The sequence below is a fragment of the Marinobacter sp. F3R11 genome (assembly GCF_003318275.1).
GTDB lineage: Bacteria > Pseudomonadota > Gammaproteobacteria > Pseudomonadales > Oleiphilaceae > Marinobacter.
On the sequence record NZ_QOCH01000015.1, the window covers coordinates 851,013 to 869,370 of the forward strand.

At 55.1% G+C, this 18,358-nt stretch carries 18 protein-coding genes; 5 read left to right on the top strand and 13 right to left on the bottom strand.

Features of this window, described 5'->3' with window-relative positions:
- Window positions 1-206: 206 nt before the first annotated feature.
- Window positions 207-1,094, top strand: a complete 888-nt coding sequence (locus tag DS878_RS12320; RefSeq protein ID WP_113816227.1) for a chemotaxis protein — start codon at window positions 207-209, stop codon at window positions 1,092-1,094.
- A 63-nt stretch (window positions 1,095-1,157) separates the two neighbouring features.
- Here DS878_RS12320 and mqo read toward each other — a convergent pair whose 3' ends face one another.
- The gene (mqo, locus tag DS878_RS12325; RefSeq protein WP_113816228.1) at window positions 1,158-2,639 is read right to left on the bottom strand and encodes a malate dehydrogenase (quinone); all 1,482 of its coding nucleotides are present in this window, start codon (window positions 2,637-2,639) and stop codon (window positions 1,158-1,160) included.
- Between the two features lie 495 nt (window positions 2,640-3,134).
- Here mqo and DS878_RS12330 point away from each other — a divergent pair, with 495 nt between their 5' ends.
- The 3 genes from DS878_RS12330 (at window position 3,135) to DS878_RS12340 (ending at window position 5,895) form a co-directional block, all read left to right on the top strand.
- A complete protein-coding gene (locus DS878_RS12330) occupies window positions 3,135-4,118 on the top strand; it encodes a calcium/sodium antiporter (protein ID WP_187298787.1) in 984 nt (327 codons plus the stop codon).
- A gap of 171 nt (window positions 4,119-4,289) precedes the next feature.
- Window positions 4,290-5,516 carry a sulfite oxidase gene (locus DS878_RS12335; protein ID WP_113816229.1) on the top strand — a complete coding sequence of 409 codons (1,227 nt, stop codon included), beginning with the start codon at window positions 4,290-4,292 and terminating at the stop codon, window positions 5,514-5,516.
- 58 nt (window positions 5,517-5,574) lie between these two features.
- Window positions 5,575-5,895 (top strand): c-type cytochrome, encoded by a 321-nt coding sequence (locus tag DS878_RS12340; RefSeq protein ID WP_113816230.1) that lies wholly within the window; start codon window positions 5,575-5,577, stop codon window positions 5,893-5,895.
- Here the strand turns inward: DS878_RS12340 and msrB are convergent.
- Both msrB and msrA read right to left on the bottom strand, forming a co-directional pair.
- Window positions 5,892-6,317, bottom strand: a complete 426-nt coding sequence (msrB, locus tag DS878_RS12345; protein ID WP_113816231.1) for a peptide-methionine (R)-S-oxide reductase MsrB — start codon at window positions 6,315-6,317, stop codon at window positions 5,892-5,894. The two genes, DS878_RS12340 and msrB, sit on opposite strands and share 4 nt — an antisense overlap.
- Before the next feature lie 12 nt (window positions 6,318-6,329).
- Entirely contained in the window at window positions 6,330-6,980 is a 651-nt protein-coding gene (gene msrA / locus DS878_RS12350; protein WP_113816698.1) for a peptide-methionine (S)-S-oxide reductase MsrA, read from the bottom strand.
- Between the two features lie 220 nt (window positions 6,981-7,200).
- Here msrA and DS878_RS12355 point away from each other — a divergent pair, with 220 nt between their 5' ends.
- Window positions 7,201-8,178 (top strand): metallophosphoesterase, encoded by a 978-nt coding sequence (locus DS878_RS12355; RefSeq protein ID WP_113816232.1) that lies wholly within the window; start codon window positions 7,201-7,203, stop codon window positions 8,176-8,178.
- Here DS878_RS12355 and DS878_RS12360 read toward each other — a convergent pair.
- From DS878_RS12360 to pqqA, 10 genes are all read right to left on the bottom strand, one after another.
- Window positions 8,172-8,654 (bottom strand): CDP-archaeol synthase, encoded by a 483-nt coding sequence (locus DS878_RS12360; protein ID WP_113816233.1) that lies wholly within the window; start codon window positions 8,652-8,654, stop codon window positions 8,172-8,174. The genes DS878_RS12355 and DS878_RS12360 overlap by 7 nt on opposite strands.
- 25 nt (window positions 8,655-8,679) lie before the next feature.
- Window positions 8,680-10,056 (bottom strand): class II fumarate hydratase, encoded by a 1,377-nt coding sequence (locus DS878_RS12365; RefSeq protein ID WP_113816234.1) that lies wholly within the window; start codon window positions 10,054-10,056, stop codon window positions 8,680-8,682.
- Between the two features lie 167 nt (window positions 10,057-10,223).
- Window positions 10,224-11,969 carry a NahK/ErcS family hybrid sensor histidine kinase/response regulator gene (locus DS878_RS12370; RefSeq protein WP_113816235.1) on the bottom strand — a complete coding sequence of 582 codons (1,746 nt, stop codon included), beginning with the start codon at window positions 11,967-11,969 and terminating at the stop codon, window positions 10,224-10,226.
- Window positions 11,953-13,116, bottom strand: a complete 1,164-nt coding sequence (gene ercA / locus DS878_RS12375) for an alcohol dehydrogenase-like regulatory protein ErcA (protein WP_113816236.1) — start codon at window positions 13,114-13,116, stop codon at window positions 11,953-11,955. Before ercA ends, DS878_RS12370 begins: the two co-directional genes overlap by 17 nt.
- 68 nt (window positions 13,117-13,184) lie before the next feature.
- Window positions 13,185-15,056: an alpha/beta hydrolase family protein gene (locus tag DS878_RS12380; protein WP_113816237.1), complete on the bottom strand. Its 1,872-nt coding sequence runs from the start codon at window positions 15,054-15,056 to the stop codon at window positions 13,185-13,187.
- 2 nt (window positions 15,057-15,058) lie between these two features.
- Complete coding sequence (gene pqqE / locus DS878_RS12385) at window positions 15,059-16,216, bottom strand: pyrroloquinoline quinone biosynthesis protein PqqE (protein WP_113816238.1); 1,158 nt, start codon at window positions 16,214-16,216, stop codon at window positions 15,059-15,061.
- The gene (gene pqqD, locus DS878_RS12390; RefSeq protein ID WP_113816239.1) at window positions 16,213-16,488 is read right to left on the bottom strand and encodes a pyrroloquinoline quinone biosynthesis peptide chaperone PqqD; all 276 of its coding nucleotides are present in this window, start codon (window positions 16,486-16,488) and stop codon (window positions 16,213-16,215) included. Before pqqD ends, pqqE begins: the two co-directional genes overlap by 4 nt.
- Window positions 16,488-17,243: a pyrroloquinoline-quinone synthase PqqC gene (gene pqqC, locus DS878_RS12395; protein WP_113816240.1), complete on the bottom strand. Its 756-nt coding sequence runs from the start codon at window positions 17,241-17,243 to the stop codon at window positions 16,488-16,490. The genes pqqD and pqqC overlap by 1 nt, the downstream gene beginning before the upstream one ends.
- A complete protein-coding gene (gene pqqB / locus DS878_RS12400) occupies window positions 17,240-18,169 on the bottom strand; it encodes a pyrroloquinoline quinone biosynthesis protein PqqB (RefSeq protein ID WP_113816241.1) in 930 nt (309 codons plus the stop codon). The genes pqqC and pqqB overlap by 4 nt, the downstream gene beginning before the upstream one ends.
- Before the next feature lie 56 nt (window positions 18,170-18,225).
- Window positions 18,226-18,297, bottom strand: coding sequence for a pyrroloquinoline quinone precursor peptide PqqA (gene pqqA / locus DS878_RS12405; protein WP_007153157.1), 72 nt, complete (start codon window positions 18,295-18,297; stop codon window positions 18,226-18,228).
- Between the last annotated feature and the right edge of the window lie 61 nt (window positions 18,298-18,358).

The following is an 18,358-nucleotide window of genomic DNA, read 5'->3' on the forward strand; positions in this document are numbered from 1 at the left end:
TATATATTTAACATTTTTTTACAATTCGATGCCGGCCAATTCTGGTTACCACCACGACGACGCGGAATACGATTCGTTACCAAAGTTGTCACAGCAACGGATGATAACCGCCCGTAAGCTTGCTATCTTCAGTCCCTATCGCATTTGACTACCCTTTCGCGAAAGCCCCTGCTTTCCCGGAAGGCTATGTTCGCAAGGACCGGGTTATGACCAGCAAAACAAAACAATCCCAGAAACTCCTTCTGTTCCGCTTGTCCGGCACCCGGCTGTTCGGCATAGGCACACTGAAAATCCGTGAAATACTGCCTCTGAAGCCACTTGCCCGGCTGCCTCACAGCCATCAAGCGGTTATCGGAACTACCAGTTTCCGCGGCGCCACCGTCCCGGTAATTGATATGGCAGCGGCGGTCGGTTACCGGCCGTTATCGTCAGAAGAAATGACGGGGGCTTCAATCATCATTACGGATGTTCAGCGTCAGGAAATCGGCTTCTTGGTGAGGGGCGTAGATAAAATCATTGAAGCTGACTGGAAGAAGGTAAAAGCACCACCGGCAGCACTGGGGGACAAAGCATTTATAACCGGCCTGCTGGAGGCAGAAGGCGACATCGTTCAGCTGTTGGATGTTGAACTGCTATTGGCAAATGTATACCCCGACTCTCTGGATTCCGGGGATGTAGCACTTACGGATGTGCAGAGTGAGGTTCTGAAAGCACTCAATATACTGCTGGTGGATGATTCCCGCGTTGCCCGCAAACAACTCTGTGACGTGCTGGATGCAAAGGATATCCCCTACAAGGTTACCACCAATGGTGACGACGCTCTGCAGATACTCCTGAGCGACAATGAGCTCGGACAACCTGTTGATATTCTGGTGAGCGATATTGAGATGCCCGGCCTGGACGGCTACGAGCTGGCATTCGATGTGCGGGACAATAGCGCGCTGAAACAGCCTTACATCATCCTGCACACATCCCTGAACAGTGAAATGAGCCTGAGTTACGCCAATCAGGTAGGTGCCAACGACGCTCTCACCAAGTTTGATGCCGACGAGCTTTTGCATGCCATGTTAAGAGGCACCATGCAACCGGCCTAAAAGGAAGGCCGGCGCGCACCAAGGGTGCGCCCGTACCTTACCGGTTCAGATCAACCGGAACTCTCAGTTCAGCTTCAGGGTAGAGAGCGTTCTTTCACGCACTTTGGTCAAAAGAGCTTCATCGTTCACCAGTGACTGGCCGTATGAAGGCACCATCTGTTTCATGCGTTCCTGCCACTCAGGCGTCTGGATTTTCTTGGGGAAGCAACGCTCAATCACACTGAGCATGGCGTTCGCTGCAGTAGACGCACCAGGTGAGGCCCCGAGCAAAGCAGCCAGAGTGCCATCTTTTGATGCCACTATTTCCGTTCCGAATTCCAGCTTCCCACCGCCGCCTTTGGCCTGTTTGATAATCTGAACTCGCTGACCGGCATTACGCAGCTCCCAGTTACCTTCCCGGGCTTCCGGGAAGAAGTTACGCAGTGCCTCTACACGATCACTGTGTGACTGGAACACTTCACCAATCAGGTAGCGGGTAAGATCCATATTGCTCTTGCTCACTGACAACATAGGCTTCAGGTTGCTGGTGCGCACGGAGCCAAACAGATCGAAGATGGAACCCTGTTTGAGGAAACGGGTGGTAAACCCTGCAAACGGGCCAAACAGAAGGGCCGGTTCACCGTTGATAATACGGGTATCCAGATGAGGCACCGACATGGGTGGCGCGCCAATAGGAGCCTTACCGTATACCTTGGAGTGGTGCTTTTTCACCACTTCCGGGTCACGGCATACCAGCCACTGACCGCTGACGGGAAACCCGCCATAGCCACGGGCTTCATCAATTCCGGATTTCTGCAGCATAGGCAAAGCGCCACCGCCAGCACCCAGAAATACAAATTCCGTTTCCAGCTTGGTGAGCTCACCCGTATGCTGATTTTTAACCCGGACTTTCCAACGACCGTTATCGCGTTGGTCAATGTAATGCACCGGGCAGCCCAGCATCAGTTCGAAGTTAGGCTGGCTTTGCAGATAATCAACCATATTGCGGGTCAAAGAACCAAAATCCACGTCCGAACCATGGCGGATACGGGTAGCAGCAACACGTTGCATAGGATCCCGGCCCTGAACAATCAGAGGCATCCACTCTTCCAGGTCCCGGGGCGACTCAGTGTATTCCATATCACGGAACAGGTGATGGGCACTCAGACGCTCGTAGCGGCGTTTGAGGAATGCCACATCATCTTCACCCCAGACAAAACTCTGATGCGGTGTGCGATTGATAAATTTTGAAGGCTCGGGCAGCATGCCCTGCTCTACCAGATGCGACCAGAACTGCAGGGACACCTCAAATTGCGCATTGATCTGAAGCGCACGCTCAATTGCCACGTCGCCGTCGTCGGTCTCGGGCGTGTAGTTGAGTTCACAGTATCCCGCATGTCCGGTTCCTGCATTATTCCACCCGTCTGTACTCTCATGCGCAACGTGATCAAGACGTTCCAGCATGACAATGTTCAACGACGGGTCCAACTGTCTTAGCATCATGCCGAGGGTAGCGCTCATGACACCACCTCCGACCAACACTACGTCTGCCTGTTTTACGGCCATTGGTTCTTCACCTTAGCTAGTATGAACCTTTCGCCCCTCCACGATCAGCGGAGAGGTCTGTCGGATGCCGGCATATCGCAAGGTAAAAGGCGTTACCGTGAGCATCCGTTCTGAATGTGCGCGTAATTATCCGGATTTTCGCAGAAATATAAATTGCGATTATAAACAATCCCGAACCGGTATATGGGCTGTGCCCTAGTCTAGCGGTTATTGCTTTAGCATACGAACAGCGACTTGTACCGGGTATAGGTAATCATCCGGGTCTGTCGTGAAGTGACAAGCGACTCCAAATTCTCCCTTCTTTAGGAGGCAATATCACCGCAACTTTAGTCTCATGCCCTGCTCTGACTACAATAATACCACTTCATCCGAAAGGGGCTGACCTCAAAGGCCCTTATGCGGTATCTTTCACACCTTCCTGGCGCAGACACCTCCGTTTTTTCCCCTGGGGTGCAGGCGCCTGCTTTGCAGAAGATACCTGACTGAGGTTTATCTATGGTAATGGCTACTGGCGCAATCATCGCCGGCCTTGTATTGCTGGTCTGGAGCGCAGACAAATTCGTGGAAGGGGCGGCTGCAACAGCCAAACACCTGGGAATGCCCACACTCCTGATCGGCATGGTGATTATCGGTTTTGGTACTTCGGCGCCGGAACTTGCTGTTTCAGCCATGGCAGCCGCCGACGGCAATCCCGGGCTCGCACTGGGTAACGGGTATGGCTCCAATATTACCAACATAGCGCTGATTGTAGGCCTGACGGCGGTGATAGCCCCTATCGCCGTTCACTCCCAGGTTATCCGGAAAGAACTTCCCTTGCTTGTGGTGCTTACTCTGATTGCTGGCGCCCAGTTGCTGGATGGTGAGCTCTCACGGATTGATGGCTGGGTATTGCTGGGCGTGTTTACTGCCGTTATGGGCTGGTCAATATTCCAGGGTATGCGAAGTAAAGGTGATTCTCTGACATCTGAAGCCGAAGCCCAGATCGGCCCGGAGCTCATGCCAATGAAAACAGCCATAATATGGCTGATTATTGGCCTTATCCTGCTGGTTGCCAGCTCCCGCCTATTGGTCTGGGGCGCAGTCACTATTGCCCAAAGCCTTGGAGTCAGTGATCTGGTCATAGGTCTGACCATCGTCGCTATTGGCACATCTCTGCCAGAGCTGGCCTCAGCCCTGGCTGCCGTCCGCAAAAATGAACACGATCTGATTCTGGGTAACATTCTCGGTTCAGGCATCTTCAACACCCTTGCAGTTGTCGGCCTCGCCGCTGTTATCCAGCCGCTGTCCGTGGACCCGGAAGTGCTGTACCGGGACTGGACACTGATGCTGGTTCTGACCCTGAGCCTGCTGGTTATGGGTTTTGGAATGACTGGCTGGCGAAAAATCATCAGCCGGTTTGACGGTTCCATTCTGCTGCTGGTTTACGTTGCGTACACCGGGTACCTGCTATCCACAGTTGTTGCCGCCACCACTGGCTGACAACAAAGCCTGTCCCTCAACCTCGTCGATACCGCTTGAACGGGCGTATGAATACGCCCGAAAAAGTGTTGCTCATTATTCAACCATCGCCTATACGTTATAAGGATATAACCTGCGCCTTCCGGAGCAGGCCTGCACCGTCCAACCACAAATCCAATAAGGAGACGGATCATGAAACAGGAAACATCTCTGGAGCAGGGCCCCGATGATCAGGGCCTTGAAAACCCCAATCGCCGAAAACTTCTGATCGGAAGCGCCGGCGCCATGGCAGCCGTGAGCCTGCTGGGCTTTACCCCTCTCGCAAAAGCCGATGAGCCGAAAACACTTCCGGATTATGCTGCCTGGAAAGAACGCAACGCGCTGATTGTACACAGTACCAACACCATGGAAACCCAGCGCGGTGCCATTGGCAACGGGGTTATTACAGCAAGCGACCGCCTGTTCGTTCGCAACAATTTACCCGCCCCTCCCGCCTCGGTTACCGAAAACCCGGATGCGTGGGAGCTACATATCGAAGGCGTCAGGAATCCACGCACGCTGACGGTGCGGGAATTGAAGAATATGGGGGTTACGACTGTTGCCTCCGTGCTCCAGTGCTCGGGTAATGGCCGGGCATTTTTCCCTCACGGTGCCAGCGGAACCCAATGGTCGGTTGGCGCTGCAGGTTGTGTCATGTGGACCGGCGTACCGCTGAAGGATGTTGTCGAAGCCCTCGGAGGCCCCGTCGAAGGAGCCAGGTACATCACCAGTACCGGAGGCGAATCCCTGCCTGAAGGTCTTGACCCCAAAACCATCATGGTGGAGCGATCCGTGCCAACCAGGGCAATGGAAAGCGCGCTTCTAGCCTGGGAAATGAATGACGAACCCCTGCCCCATACCCACGGTGGCCCCCTGCGAATGGTCGTACCAGGTTACTACGGCGTAAATAACGTCAAATACGTGAAAAACATCGCCTTTACCAGGGAACAAACCGACGCAAAAATCCAGGCCTCTGGCTACCGGATACGGGATGTCGGCGTGAAAGGCGCACCAGACCAGCCGTCCATGTGGGAAATGAACGTCAAATCCTGGATAACTGCGCCGCTGGGAAGCGGTCGAAGTGGCAGGAACATGATCTACGGCGTGGCTTTTGGCGGAACAACAGCCCTGGAAAAGGTTGAGGTTTCCGTGGATGGTGGCAAAACCTGGAAACAGGCTCGGTTCCTGGGTCCCGATCTCGGCCCCTATGCCTGGCGCCCCTTCGTTCTGTCCGCAGATCTGCCGGCCGGACAGCATCAAATTGCCAGCCGGGCTACCGACGTTCTGGGCAACAGCCAGCCTGAGGGCCGGACCGAGAACGAGCGTGGTTACGGCCACAATGGCTGGAGCGACCACGGAGTTACGGTCACACTCAGTTAACAACAGGTGGGGCTGCCAGGGAATAACGCAGCCCCACTGTCCGTCCGGAATGCAAAATATGAGAAAAACGGCAGTACTGCTGGCTGTATCTCTGGCTGGCCTATCGTCCCTTGCTCACGCCAGTGATACCGAAAAGGGAAAGCTGGTTTTCACACAGGAAGCCCAGCCCTCCTGCACGCTGTGTCACACACTTGCGGATGCAGGTTCGGCCGGAGAAATCGGCCCTGATCTGGACGAGCTGAAACCATCCCGGGAACAGGTTATCAACGCAGTTACAAGCGGCGTCGGCATCATGCCGCCATTCGGTGAATTGTTGTCTTCAGACCAGATTCAGGCAGTCGCTCGCTACGTAACCAGCGTAACGGGCGGGGAAAACTAGCCGTTTTCCCGAAACACCAGCGCAACAGAGTTCAGGCAATATCGCCGCCCTGTTGGGGGTGGACCGTCCGGAAATACATGCCCCAGATGGCTGTCACAACGTGGGCACCTGACTTCAGTACGGGTCATGCCCAGACTGGTGTCCTCGATATAACGAATATGCTCTGGATCAAAGGGCTGAAAAAAGCTTGGCCAGCCGGTTCCGGAATCAAACTTGGAACTGGAACTGAACAGGGGCAGCTCACAGAGCCGGCAGTGATAAACACCTTCGAGCTTGTTGTCCAGCAAAGTGCCACAGAAAGGATGTTCCGTTCCGTGATCCAGCAGCACCCGGCGCTCTTCCGGTGTAAGACTGGCCGCCTTCTCTTGGACTTGTGCTTCTGTCAGAGGTGTCAGGTCATAACCTGCAGCGGAACTACCCATTTTGTTATCTCCTCAGGCAAGATTGTCGTCGGGGCCGGAGTACTCGGGCTTTAGCCGGCCACTAAAGTCGTCAATCAACTTTTCCATTTTCGGGGCAGCCACCGCCATGATGTATGGCTGGTATGGGTTACGCGCCGCAAAATTCTGGTGGTGCGCCTCCGCCGGGAAAAACGCCTCCAGCGGCTCCAGTGTAGTAACTATCGGATCTGGATAGACTCCGGCCTCATCCAGCTGGCGAATGTACGACTCCGCAACCTGTTTCTGCTCAGGGGTTTCGTAAAAAATTGCAGAACGGTACTGGGTGCCCCTGTCGTTACCCTGGCGGTTAAGCTGAGTGGGATCGTGAGCTACTGAGAAAAACACCCGAAGTAATTCACCAAAACTGATTTGAGCAGGGTCATAGTGCACGTCCACCACTTCCGCATGGCCGGTTGTGCCTGTGCACACAGCTTCGTAGTTGGCGGTCTCCGGCGCCCCACCGGCATAACCCGACTCTACACGGGTTACACCATCCAGAGCCAGAAACACCGCCTCCACACACCAGAAGCAACCGCCGGCAAGAACGATTCTCTGCTCTGCCTCCTGTGCAGGCAGATCCTGCTTGGGCTCTGGAAAGCGGCTTCGGGCTACTTTCAGGCCCGGGATGCTGCATGATGATGCCATAATGACCTCTACTACGAATATGAATGTCGACAGACTACAGAGTGTGGCCGCAAAACCAGTTTTTTTCCAACCAACGGCGACATGTCGGTGTGAATGGCCCTCCCGGCAGGAGATACGCACAAGTGCCAACCAGGTTGCATCGTTTCTGCCGCCTATCATAATGTGAGAGCAGGCTTGGCAAAACAATGCACCAGACCAGCCTGAAACCAAAGGACAACAGATGACCTCACCGGCCCGAACACCAGAACATCAGGATGAGCTTCTGGAGTATCGCCTGAGTCTGAGACTTGGGCCGGTTCATGCTCGTCAGCGCCTTGGCATTGAGCGAGAGACCGAAGCCAGGGTATTCGGCCGGGATCACGCTTCGTTTCATATGGAGAACCTGACATCCGCGCCCGGTTTTATCCGTTTCTGTCTGAGAATTGCAGGGTTACTCGGGCGTGGGCAGGCTAATAGCCGGCGGCTGAAAACAGCTTACAACAGCTTTCACTTACCGGATCTGCCAGCTTCATTCGAAGGCTTTCGTATCCTCCACCTGACGGATCTCCACGTGGATATGGATGAAGCCAATCTCGAAGCGGTTATAAGGCAGATATCTCCGCTGGATTATGACCTGTGTGTACTTACAGGCGATTACCGCAAGCAGACCTGGGGACCGGTTGAAGCGGCTCTTGGCGGCATGATGCGGCTACGGGAGGCCATTCGCGGGCCAGCCTATGCCGTTCTTGGCAACCACGACAGTGTACGCATGGTGCCTGCACTGGAAGATATGGGCTTCGCCCTGCTGATGAACGAAATGATTCCCATAGAACGGGATGGCGAGTGCCTTTACCTGGCCGGGGTTGATGATCCGCATTTTTACAAGGTTCACAACCTGCAACGGGCCGGAGATGATATTCCCCCCGGAGGCATCAGCCTGCTTCTCAGTCATACACCTGAAATCTGGAGGGAAGCCTCCCACGCCGGCTACGACATGTTCCTGTGTGGCCATACCCACGGTGGCCAGATCTGCCTGCCCGGAGGTATTCCGTTAACACTGGACGCCGACTGCCCGCGCCATCTGGGCCGCGGCTACTGGCAGACAAACGGCATGCAGGGGTATACCTCTCCCGGAGCGGGTACATCAGTTGTTAATGTTCGCCTTAATTGCCCGCCGGAAGTAACCATTCACACCCTGACCCGCGGCCCGTCTCAGTGAGGGTGGCGCCGGATGCCCAGGCGGTATAGCAGAGGCGATACCCACATATTTGACAGCGTAAAAAACACGACAATAAACAAGGCAGTCCAGACTTCAGCAAGACCCCACCCCACGGCCAGCACTACCGGAAATGCCGCCTCGGGCACCTGGTCCAGCCAGGGCATACGCGCGCTGGATTTCAGCCCGAGCCTGCGTTTGATAAAACTGCTGAACAGATCGCCGGCAAGGGCCAGCAAACCAAACAACAGCCCGAAGCCAAACCCGTGCCCGGCAGCCTGGGCAAACAACGCCGAACAAAGGGCACCAAATACAATTCCCCGCCACGTTTTGGTTTTACCCAGTAACGGACGACCATCAAACCAGTTCAGCCCGGCGTCCACCGGCGCTGACCAGTGTTGCCCAAAAACCTTTGCAGCAACTACTGGTGCGCCGTTCGCCAGTACGAGCATCACAAACAATTCCAGGGATATCAGCAAACGCCGGTACTCCTGATTGACTCTGTTATGCGTTCCCGCCCCGGGTCAGCTTCAGCGGGTCCATCAACTGTTCCAGCCGGTCGCGGGGCAAACCGCTTCTTTCCTCGGCAACATCAATAACAGGGCGCCCCGTTTTATATGCTTCCTTTGCAATATCTGAAGCCAGACTGTAGCCAATTTCCGGGTTCAGCGCCGTCACCAGCACCGGGTTGCGACCAACGCTGGCATTCAGTGTGTCAGTATTTACAGTAAAGTCCCGGATGGCCTTGTCCGCCAGCATACCGGTTACATTGCCAAGCAGGTCAATCATATCCAGAAGGTTGGAACCAATAAGCGGCAGCATCACGTTAAGCTGAAAGTTACCCGACTGTCCCGCAATGGCATTGGCGCTATCCAGCCCCATTACCTGTGCGCCTACCATAGCGACAGACTCTGGAATAACCGGGTTAACCTTGCCTGGCATAATGCTGCTGCCCGGCTGCAGTGCCGGCAAACTGATCTCTGCAAGCCCGTGTATCGGGCCGCTGTTCATCCAGCGCAGATCATTGGCGATTTTAGTGAGCACAATACCCAGGCCACGCAATTGTGAGGAGAGCGCAACCGGAGCATCTACTGCACTCTGCCCTGTGAACTTGTGCTCCATGGAACGGAATGGGTGGCCGGTATTGGACTTCAGGAACTTCACAAACTGGCCTGCAAACTCAGGCAATGCGTTTACCCCTGTTCCTACCGCCGTTCCACCCTGAGGCAGTGCAAGCAGGTCATCAGCTGCGGCTTCAAGCCGCTTTTCCGCAGCAAGTATCTGTTCACGCCAGGTGCGCAGTTCCTGGCCGAGGGTAATCGGCATGGCATCCATAAGATGAGTACGGCCAGTTTTGACCTGCCCGGAAAAAGCTGCCTCACGCCCGTATATCACCCCTCGCAAATGGGTCAATGCGGGAATAAGCCTCTCCTTCACGCCAATCACGGAACTTACGTGAATGGCCGTTGGAATCACATCGTTGGAGCTCTGGCTCATATTCACATGATCGTTGGGATGAACCTCTACACCCTTCGTTGCGGCAATAGCGGCAACCACCTCATTTACATTCATGTTAGTGCTGGTTCCCGAGCCGGTCTGGTAACGATCGACTGGAAACTGATCGGCATATTCTCCACGAACAAGCGCCCGACAAGCAGCGGTAATAGCTTCACAACTGCGATTATCCAGAAGCCCAAGGCTGGCATTAGCTTCGGCTGCTGCCTGTTTGACATGTGCCACTGCCGAGATGAAAGCGGGCGGCATAGGCAAGCCACTGACCGGGAAGTTATCGACGGCGCGCTGGGTCTGAGCGCCCCAGAGTGCTCCGGCGGGCACACGAACCTCGCCCAGGCTATCTGTTTCTGTTCTGAACTCGCTCATGATTCCTCCATAAGGTGCACCAATACGCAGCGGAACTTTTCCATGTTGATGGCCCAGTGTAGCTCTTTAAAGTACCGGGATTCATGGCAGATAGGTAGATTCCACAGGCCAGAACCTCATGGAGCACTACCAGCCCACGCCATCCGGTTCAGCTTACGGTCTCAGACTCAGGACAAAAGGCTCGTTAACAGGGCTCGCAGGCGATTGGGCTTCACTGGTTTGTTAAGAACAGGAAGGTGCTGAACCCGCATTTTCTTGCGCGTCTCAGCACTGTGGTCTGCAGTAATCAGAGCAGCAGGCACCTCCTGACCCAGATTTTTCCGGATAGCATGAATGGCATCCGAACCTGTTTGCCCCTGATCAAGATGATAATCTGCCAGAATAGCCGCCGGCGGACGGTCCGCACTCTCCAGATACGCAAGGGCAGCCGTTTCACTCGATGCCGTTGCGACGGAGCAATCCCAGCGTTCAAGTAAAAGTTTCATACTTTCGAGTACCGCCAGGTCGTTATCGACGACCAGTATGCTCGCGCCCGAAAAGCCCTGAGCAAAGGTTTGTGTCACATCTGCCACAGACTGTGCAGCATTCTGTTTGCCTGTCATTTCCATAGGCAGAATCACTGTAAATCGAGACCCTCGCCCCGGGCGTGAAACAACATCTATCTGGCATTCAAGAACCCGCACCATCCGTTCAACAATCGCCAGACCAAGCCCTGCACCCTGGCGGCCACCGGGGCCCTGGGGAATGAGCTGATGAAACTCGGTGAAAATTTCCCGCAATTTGCTTTTTTCAATGCCCGGGCCGGTATCCCATACTTCAATACGCAGAGCATTTTTCCGCGCTCGTAAGGCCAGAAGGATGCGACCATGGGAAGTATAACGAAAGGCATTACTCAGCAGGTTTCTGAGAATGCGGCTGAGCATGCGCTGATCCGTCCTGACCATGGCCGGTACTGTGCGAACACGGAAATTAAGGCCGGCATTCGCGGCCACTGCATCAAACTCCTCACCCAGCCCTTTGGCCAGAGCGGCCACATCCGTCATTACCAGATCCGGCTGCATGGCTTTCTGGTCAAGCTTTGAAATGTCCAGCAGGTCCGCCAGCAAGTCTTCCGCACCTTCAAGCGCACGATGTACCTGCTGAACCATCCGGGTCTCTTCGGGAGGCAACACACTTTCCTGAAGCGCAGAGACCATAAGCCGGGCGGCGTTCAGTGGCTGCAAAAGGTCGTGGCTGGCAGCCGCCAGGTACTTGTCCTTGCTGCGGTTCGCGTCCCTGGCGGCCTTCACCGCAACCACCAGTTCGCGTTTCACCTTCTCACGCTCTTCAATCTGGTAGCGCAGACCAACATTGGCATCCTGCAGTGCCGTTGTGCGGTCTTCGACTCTGCGTTCAAGATCGGCATTCATCTGCATCAGCTTTTCCCGGGACTGCACCCTTTCAGTAATGTCCGCCACAAAAGCTTCCACCACTTCGGGCCCAAGATCCGGGCGGCGCAGCAACGTTATAGCAACATGAACCGGAGCTCCGTCTGCACGCCGCAGCCGGATTTCACGAGCACTGAGGCTGCCATTATCAAGCAATTCCTGGCGCAGACTGTCGAACTCACTGGCACTGCAAAAAAGCTGCTCCCGCAGCCGGATTACACGTTTCTGCAAATCTTCCGGGCCCGGATAACCACAGATTTTCGCCATTGCCGGGTTACACGCCAGGAATCCGCCCCTTAAATTGCCCTGAAAAATGCCATGCAACGCATTTTCAAACAGCCACTTATAGCGGTTGCGTTCCAGTTCAAGCTCTTCAATACGTTCCTGAAGTGCCGGGTAATAGTTTTTCCGGACTGACTGGCTACCAAAACCCAACAGATCGCCGATTCCATAGCTGTCGGCCTGTTCATCAGAGGGCTTCTTCATAAACAACCTGAACGTCCCTTAGTGATGATTTCCGGGGGTTGGTCAGAATGCAGGGATCCTGAAGCGCAAACCCCGAGAGATAAGGAATATCGGATATGCTGACGCCGAGGTTGGCCAGACTGTCAGCCAGACCGACCCGTCGCTTAAGCTGGACAATGCGGTTCAACAGACGCTTCTGGATCTCAGGCTTGCTCATCCCCCGTGTGTCTATATCCATAGCTTCGGCTACACGACGAAAGCGGTCTTCTGCAGACCGGAAATTGTATGCCACCACATGTTCCAGAAGCAGTGCGTTGCAGAGCCCGTGAGGCAGGTCCAGAAAACCACCCAGACTATGGGACATGGCGTGAACAGCGCCCAGTATGGCGTTGGAGAAAGCAAGCCCGGCCTGCATGGAGGCCAGCATAATCTGCTCGCGCAGAAACGGGTCAGCTGTGTTATCAACCAGCGGCTCCAGATTGCGGTTGATCAGCCGGATGGCTTCAAGCGCATGGGAGTCTGTCAGCGGCCCACTGCCCGTAGAAACAAATGCCTCTATCGCGTGCACCAGCGCATCAACACCCGTACAGGCCGTAAGGAACGGACTCATGGTTTCGGTCACTTCCGGATCAATCAACGAAACATCCGGTACCACCGCCTTGCTTATAATGGAAAACTTGAATCGTCGCTTCTGGTCGGAAATGATGGCGAACTGTGAGACATCGGCAGAGGTGCCTGCTGTCGTCGGGATGAAAATCAGGGGAGGCGGAGGGTTAGCAATAGTGTCAACGCCTTCGAAATCAAGGATGTGACGGCCATTGCTGGCAATAATCCCGATGCCCTTGGCACAATCCATGGGGCTACCGCCCCCGATGGAGACAATGACATCGCATTCAGAGGCCTTATAAAGCTCTGCACCGGCCATCACCTCATCCACACGAGGATTGGCTGACACACCGGTAAAAACCGTTGACCGTAAACCTGCATCCGTTAACAAGGTAACGATTTCACCAACCCAGCCTGCGGCGGCAACACCCGGGTCAGATACCAGAAATACGTGCTTTGCACCAAGATTGCTTGCGAAGTTGGCAACAGACCTTCGAGCCCCCGCACCGAAAACAATCTCCGGCGATACGAACTTTCTCAGTTCCGATACGTCATGACTCATGGGAATGCACTCGTCGTTACGTTTTTTTATAGGTATACCCGACAGTTTAACTCAAGTTTTCCGGAGGTTCATGGCTTTAGTCCATGCTTGTTGTAAAACTCATGGAGCGCATCCAGCATTCTTGCCTGGTTTTGTTGCTGAACAAACCCATGCCCCTCCGTCGGAAACCAGTGCAGTTCGGGTGCCTGTCCCAGCATTTCCATAGCCCTGACCATATCTCTGGTCTGCTCAGGTACAACAACCCGGTCCAATCCACCCTGAAAAAAAACAAGAGGTGTGTTTATAGCTGCGGCCTGCAATCTGGGGGTGCGGGCATTCCAGCGCTCAGAATACTGGCGGGGGTCCCCGAGCAACCAATCCAGATACCCGGACTCAAAGCGATGGGTCATACGCCGGAGCTGCATCGGATCGGTAACACCGTACAGACTGGCACCACCGGCGTAGCGACAACTTCCGATCAGAGCCATTAACGCCGTATAACCTCCGGAACTGCGACCCTGAATAAATAACCGGCGATCATCAGCAAGGCCGGCCGCAACCAGATAGTCTGCGGCCTGCGCCATATCCGTTACGTCAGCTTCTCCCCACCGGCCCGCCAGTGAAAGCCTGAAATCCCGGCCAAAACCACTGCTTCCACGATAGTTCACTTCAGCTACTGCAAAGCCCCGCTGGCACCAGAACTGAATGTGCGGGTTAAATACAGGGTAAGCCGCTGACGTTGGTCCACCGTGTGCCACAAGAATAAGGGGCGGCGCCTTTTCAGCATGAACAACCGGAGGATAGTAGAAACCTTCAGAGGGGGAGGTGTCGCCATGGCACGCCGGGATCTGAAATGTCCGGGGCAATGACACCTGATATCCCGGCAGTGCTTCTTCACCTCCGGCGACAACGCGGACACAGCCAGTGTCAGGATCCACCTGCAGCACTGCGTCCAGATGCCCGGGAGATCTGGCAATCACATAAAGATAGCTACCAACCGCACACAGAGAACGGAAATCGCTATAACTTCTGGCGACCCTTACGCTCCCGCCTGCGCCTTGCTCTGAAATCCATAATTCACCGGTACCATTGCGATAACACACCCGGGCCCATCGGGAATGGGGTAAGGGGCAATGATAAGACTCCCCCAGTTGCCAGGGCGCATTTGCATGGTCCAGCGGAGGCACCTGACTGCCAATCAGCCAATGCTCCGACACGTCGTGGTGATCAACCTGCCAGGGTTGCCACCAGCCTTCGTGGTCGGACATCACCCAAAGAGTCTGACCGGCAAAAACAGGCTGCTGAACTGCGCCATCTTTGGGTGCTTCACGAACCCGGCAATGCATCAATTTGCCGTCACGTCCTATGTTCGCTGTCCACAGGCGGGTTCGCACCCAGGGCATGTCAGGCAATCGCCAGCTTACCCAGGCGATGCTGCATCCATCTGCTGAGAGTGCGGGCGCGCTGTAAAAGTCCTCTCCACAATGCAGAACTTCCAGCTCACCCTCCAGGCCAACAGCCACCAGCTCCTGCCGGCCCTGAACCGGGCCTGTTTCAGCTTCGGCCGTCTCCCGGACAGCCAGCACACGATCCCTTAGCGGGTCGGCAACAAGCCCACCATAGGAAGCCTCATCGCTTGTGAGCGCCCGGCCATAACCATCTTCGTGACGCAAGAAATGGATTCGCTGGCGATCACTGACGACAAACGTACCCGTTGATGAGGCCGCGATAGCGCCACCACCATAGCCATTGACGCGGCTACGGATGCTGAGGTCGGCATTATGCAGCTGAGCGGTTCCGTTGCCCCCTTGAGGAAGGTGCCATAACCGGTTAGCACCCGTATGAGGTTCGCTCTGCAACCAGAACAGACCAGACTCGCAGGCAACGAGACTGGCGCGCTGGATGTAGCCTTCACAGGCTTCACTGGCGCTAAGTACCCGGAACTCAGGAACCTCCGGCATGATCAGCTCTTGAAGAACAATCTGGAGTTTTCAGCGTTGCGATAGGTCAGTTCGGCAATACCAGGTGCGGCATGGTCTGCGGCTTTACGGGCAGCCAGAATACGGTCGTGATAAGACGACTTGCTGCAAACCGGATCTGCATTATCTGCATTCCCTGTGAGCAGAAAAGCCTGGCAACGGCAGCCGCCGAAATCCTTATCCTTCTCATCACATGAACGGCAGGGTTCTGGCATCCACGCATCACCACGATAGTGATTAAAGCCGGGGCTCTCGTACCAGATGGATTTCAGGCTTGTGCCCCGAACATTCGGGAAGTCGATTGGCAACAGACGGGCACTGTGACAGGGCAAGGCGGTGCCATCCGGGGCAACCGTCAGAAACAGATTGCCCCATCCGTTCATACAGGCTTTGGGGCGCTCTTCATAATAGTCCGGCGTTACGAAAATAAGCTTCATAGCGGAGCCCGACGCCTCAAGCTCTCCACGGTATTCATTCACCTCAAGCTCTGCCTGTTCGAGTTGCGCTCCGGATGGCATCAGCCCTTCGCGATTTTCGAGTGCCCAGCCGTAATACTGGCAGGTCGCAAGCTCTACAAAGTCGGCACCCAGGCGTTCGCACAACGCCATTATGTCCTTCATCTGGTGGATATTATGGCGATGAATCACAAAGTTGAGCACCATCGGATAACCCGCGTCCTTTACAGCGCGGGCCATTTTCAGCTTCTGCTCAAACGCTTTTCGCGAACCGGCTATGGCATTGTTGAGTTCGGGGTCCGACGCCTGAAAGCTTACCTGAATGTGATCCAGACCTGCTTCCGCAAAGGCCTGTACTTTTGCTTCTGTCAGGCCCAGACCAGAGGTAATCAGGTTGGTGTAATACCCCAGCGACCCGGCCTCAGCGATAAGTTCCTCCAGATCCTGCCGCACCAGCGGTTCGCCGCCGGAAAACCCCAGCTGTGCCGCTCCCATTTCCCGCCCCTGCCGCAGTACCTGAACCCATTCATCCGTAGTGAGCTCGCGTTCTGTCTGGGCAAAGTCCAGTGGATTCGAGCAATAGGGGCACTGAAGCGGGCAACGATAGGTCAACTCCGCCAGCAGCCAAAGCGGTGGTCCGATACTCACATCAGCCTTGCCTGTTGCGACCGGTGAAGAAGGCGTCATGACAGCTCCAGCCAGTGTTGACTAAATGCATGGTCGAGAAACTCGCACACATCATCTTTCAATCCCCCGGCTTCCGGGAATTTCTGTTCGAGCGCCGAAATAAGGTCTGCAACACTGCGCTGGCCATCCACTTCACTGAGAATGGCACCCGCGCTGTCGTTCAGCTTCACCATCCCTTCGGGATACAGGAGGACGTGGCACTGCTGCGCCGGCTCCCACTGAAACCGGAATCCGCGCCTGAACCGAAGTACGCTTATCATGTCGACTCCCATCAAAGCCCCCGGTGCCAGACTTGCTGGTCAGTAACGGTATGAAAGGGTGGTGTTTCATGGCTATACGCCATGGTGAGGGCATCCAGCATGGACCACAGAATGTCCAGCTTGAACTGAAGAATATCGAGAGCCCGGGCCTGCTGGGTTTGCGTAGTAAAGTGGTCCAGTGTGATCGTCAGACCATGTTCTACATCACGCCGCGCTTCTGACAGCCGCTTACGAAAATAGCTGTAGCCTCCCTCTTCTATCCAGGGATAATGCAGGGGCCAGCTATCGAGCCGGGACTGGTGTATTTCGGGCGCAAACAGTTCTGTCAGGGATGAGCAGGCAGCCTCCTGCCAGGTCGCACGGCGGGCAAAGTTCAGATAGGCGTCTACCGCAAACCTTACTCCTGGCAATACATGGCGCTGGTCAATCACCTCGTCCCGACTCAGCCCTACCGACTCAGCGAGGCACAACCAGGCTTCAATGCCACCACAATCCCCATCATGGCCGTCATGGTCAAGAATGCGTTGCAGCCACAGCTGACGAACACCCGCATCCGGGCAGTTAGCCATAATGGCAGCATCCTTCCGGGGGATCATGATCTGGTAGTAGTATCGGTTGGCAACCCAGCCCCGGATCTGTTCCGGGGTGCATTGCCCGCTGTACATGGCTTTATGATACGGGTGATGGATATGGTAGAAACGCCCTTTATCCCGCAAAGCCTGCTCGAAATCCGACCGGTTCATGACAGTATTGGCAATGGCGTTCATGGCTGCTCCACAAGTTCGATCTGCATCCCGTCCCAAGCCACTTCAATACCGTGCTGCGACAATGTCGCACGTTCGGGGGAGTCTTCGTTCAGGATCGGGTTGGTGTTATTTATATGGATCAGGATTTTGCGTCTGGCCGGCATGGCATCAAGCACTTCAATCATGCCCCCCGGCCCACTCTGCGCCAGATGGCCCATATCCTGGCCGGTTTTGGTGCCGACCTTCTGGCGAATCATTTCATCGTCGTGCCACACGGTTCCGTCAACCAGTAATACATCGGCCTTTCGCATCCATGAGAGAATGCGCGAATCCATCTGCCCCAGGCCGGGTGCGTAAAGCACACTCTGTCCGGTTCGGGTGTCTTCGATAAAAATACCAATGTTGTCACCGGGATGCGGGTTATCACGACGTGGAGAATAAGGTGGCGCATTGCTTAGCAGAGGAATTGCTGTCAGGTTCAGTGTCGGCGCACAGGGAATGGTAAACACGGCAGACTCAGAGGCCTGCACTTCCTGCCAGTTAAGCCCTCCGTTCCAGTGTTTCAGCATAGTGAACAGAGGGAAGCCGGAACTCAGATCGTCTTTTACCTGGGCGGTACACCACACGTCCAGTGGCAAGCCTTCTCTCAGGGTCAGCAGACCGGTGGTGTGGTCAACCTGGCTGTCAAACAGTAAAACAGCGTTAATGCCGGTATCCCGCAGTGCCCGGGCCGGTTGCATGGCAGGGCAGGAAGCCAGCTGAGCGCGAATGTCCGGTGAAGCATTAAACAGTATCCAGCGCTCACCATCCTCACTGACAGCAATGGAAGACTGTGTTCGTGCACGGGCATTCAGAGTGCCTTTACGAAAGCCGTCACAGTTAGCGCAATTGCAGTTCCACTGCGGAAAACCGCCTCCAGCAGCAGAACCAAGAATATGGATGTACATGGGCAGAAGCTCCGGAAGTAAAACGGTCAGCGTTATCACACTGACCGTTTCAGCCTTCAGCGGTTGGCGAAGTACATAGTGACTTCGAAACCGATACGCAGATCTTCGTAAGCTGGTTTGGTCCACATAATGCTCACCTCTTTTGTCATGATTATTTGTGCATTAAGAGCGGATCGGCGGCATTGCCGA

What these genes read in the sequence shown, in the direction of transcription:
- DS878_RS12320 (WP_113816227.1), top strand. Translation starts at nt 207, where the DNA reads ATGACCAGCAAAACAAAACAATCCCAGAAACTCCTTCTGTTCCGCTTG.
- mqo (WP_113816228.1), bottom strand. Translation starts at nt 2,639, where the DNA reads ATGGCCGTAAAACAGGCAGACGTAGTGTTGGTCGGAGGTGGTGTCATG.
- DS878_RS12330 (WP_187298787.1), top strand. Translation starts at nt 3,135, where the DNA reads ATGGTAATGGCTACTGGCGCAATCATCGCCGGCCTTGTATTGCTGGTC.
- DS878_RS12335 (WP_113816229.1), top strand. Translation starts at nt 4,290, where the DNA reads ATGAAACAGGAAACATCTCTGGAGCAGGGCCCCGATGATCAGGGCCTT.
- DS878_RS12340 (WP_113816230.1), top strand. Translation starts at nt 5,575, where the DNA reads ATGAGAAAAACGGCAGTACTGCTGGCTGTATCTCTGGCTGGCCTATCG.
- msrB (WP_113816231.1), bottom strand. Translation starts at nt 6,317, where the DNA reads ATGGGTAGTTCCGCTGCAGGTTATGACCTGACACCTCTGACAGAAGCA.
- msrA (WP_113816698.1), bottom strand. Translation starts at nt 6,980, where the DNA reads ATGGCATCATCATGCAGCATCCCGGGCCTGAAAGTAGCCCGAAGCCGC.
- DS878_RS12355 (WP_113816232.1), top strand. Translation starts at nt 7,201, where the DNA reads ATGACCTCACCGGCCCGAACACCAGAACATCAGGATGAGCTTCTGGAG.
- DS878_RS12365 (WP_113816234.1), bottom strand. Translation starts at nt 10,056, where the DNA reads ATGAGCGAGTTCAGAACAGAAACAGATAGCCTGGGCGAGGTTCGTGTG.
- DS878_RS12370 (WP_113816235.1), bottom strand. Translation starts at nt 11,969, where the DNA reads ATGAAGAAGCCCTCTGATGAACAGGCCGACAGCTATGGAATCGGCGAT.
- ercA (WP_113816236.1), bottom strand. Translation starts at nt 13,116, where the DNA reads ATGAGTCATGACGTATCGGAACTGAGAAAGTTCGTATCGCCGGAGATT.
- DS878_RS12380 (WP_113816237.1), bottom strand. Translation starts at nt 15,056, where the DNA reads ATGCCGGAGGTTCCTGAGTTCCGGGTACTTAGCGCCAGTGAAGCCTGT.
- pqqE (WP_113816238.1), bottom strand. Translation starts at nt 16,216, where the DNA reads ATGACGCCTTCTTCACCGGTCGCAACAGGCAAGGCTGATGTGAGTATC.
- pqqD (WP_113816239.1), bottom strand. Translation starts at nt 16,488, where the DNA reads ATGGGAGTCGACATGATAAGCGTACTTCGGTTCAGGCGCGGATTCCGG.
- pqqC (WP_113816240.1), bottom strand. Translation starts at nt 17,243, where the DNA reads ATGAACGCCATTGCCAATACTGTCATGAACCGGTCGGATTTCGAGCAG.
- pqqB (WP_113816241.1), bottom strand. Translation starts at nt 18,169, where the DNA reads ATGTACATCCATATTCTTGGTTCTGCTGCTGGAGGCGGTTTTCCGCAG.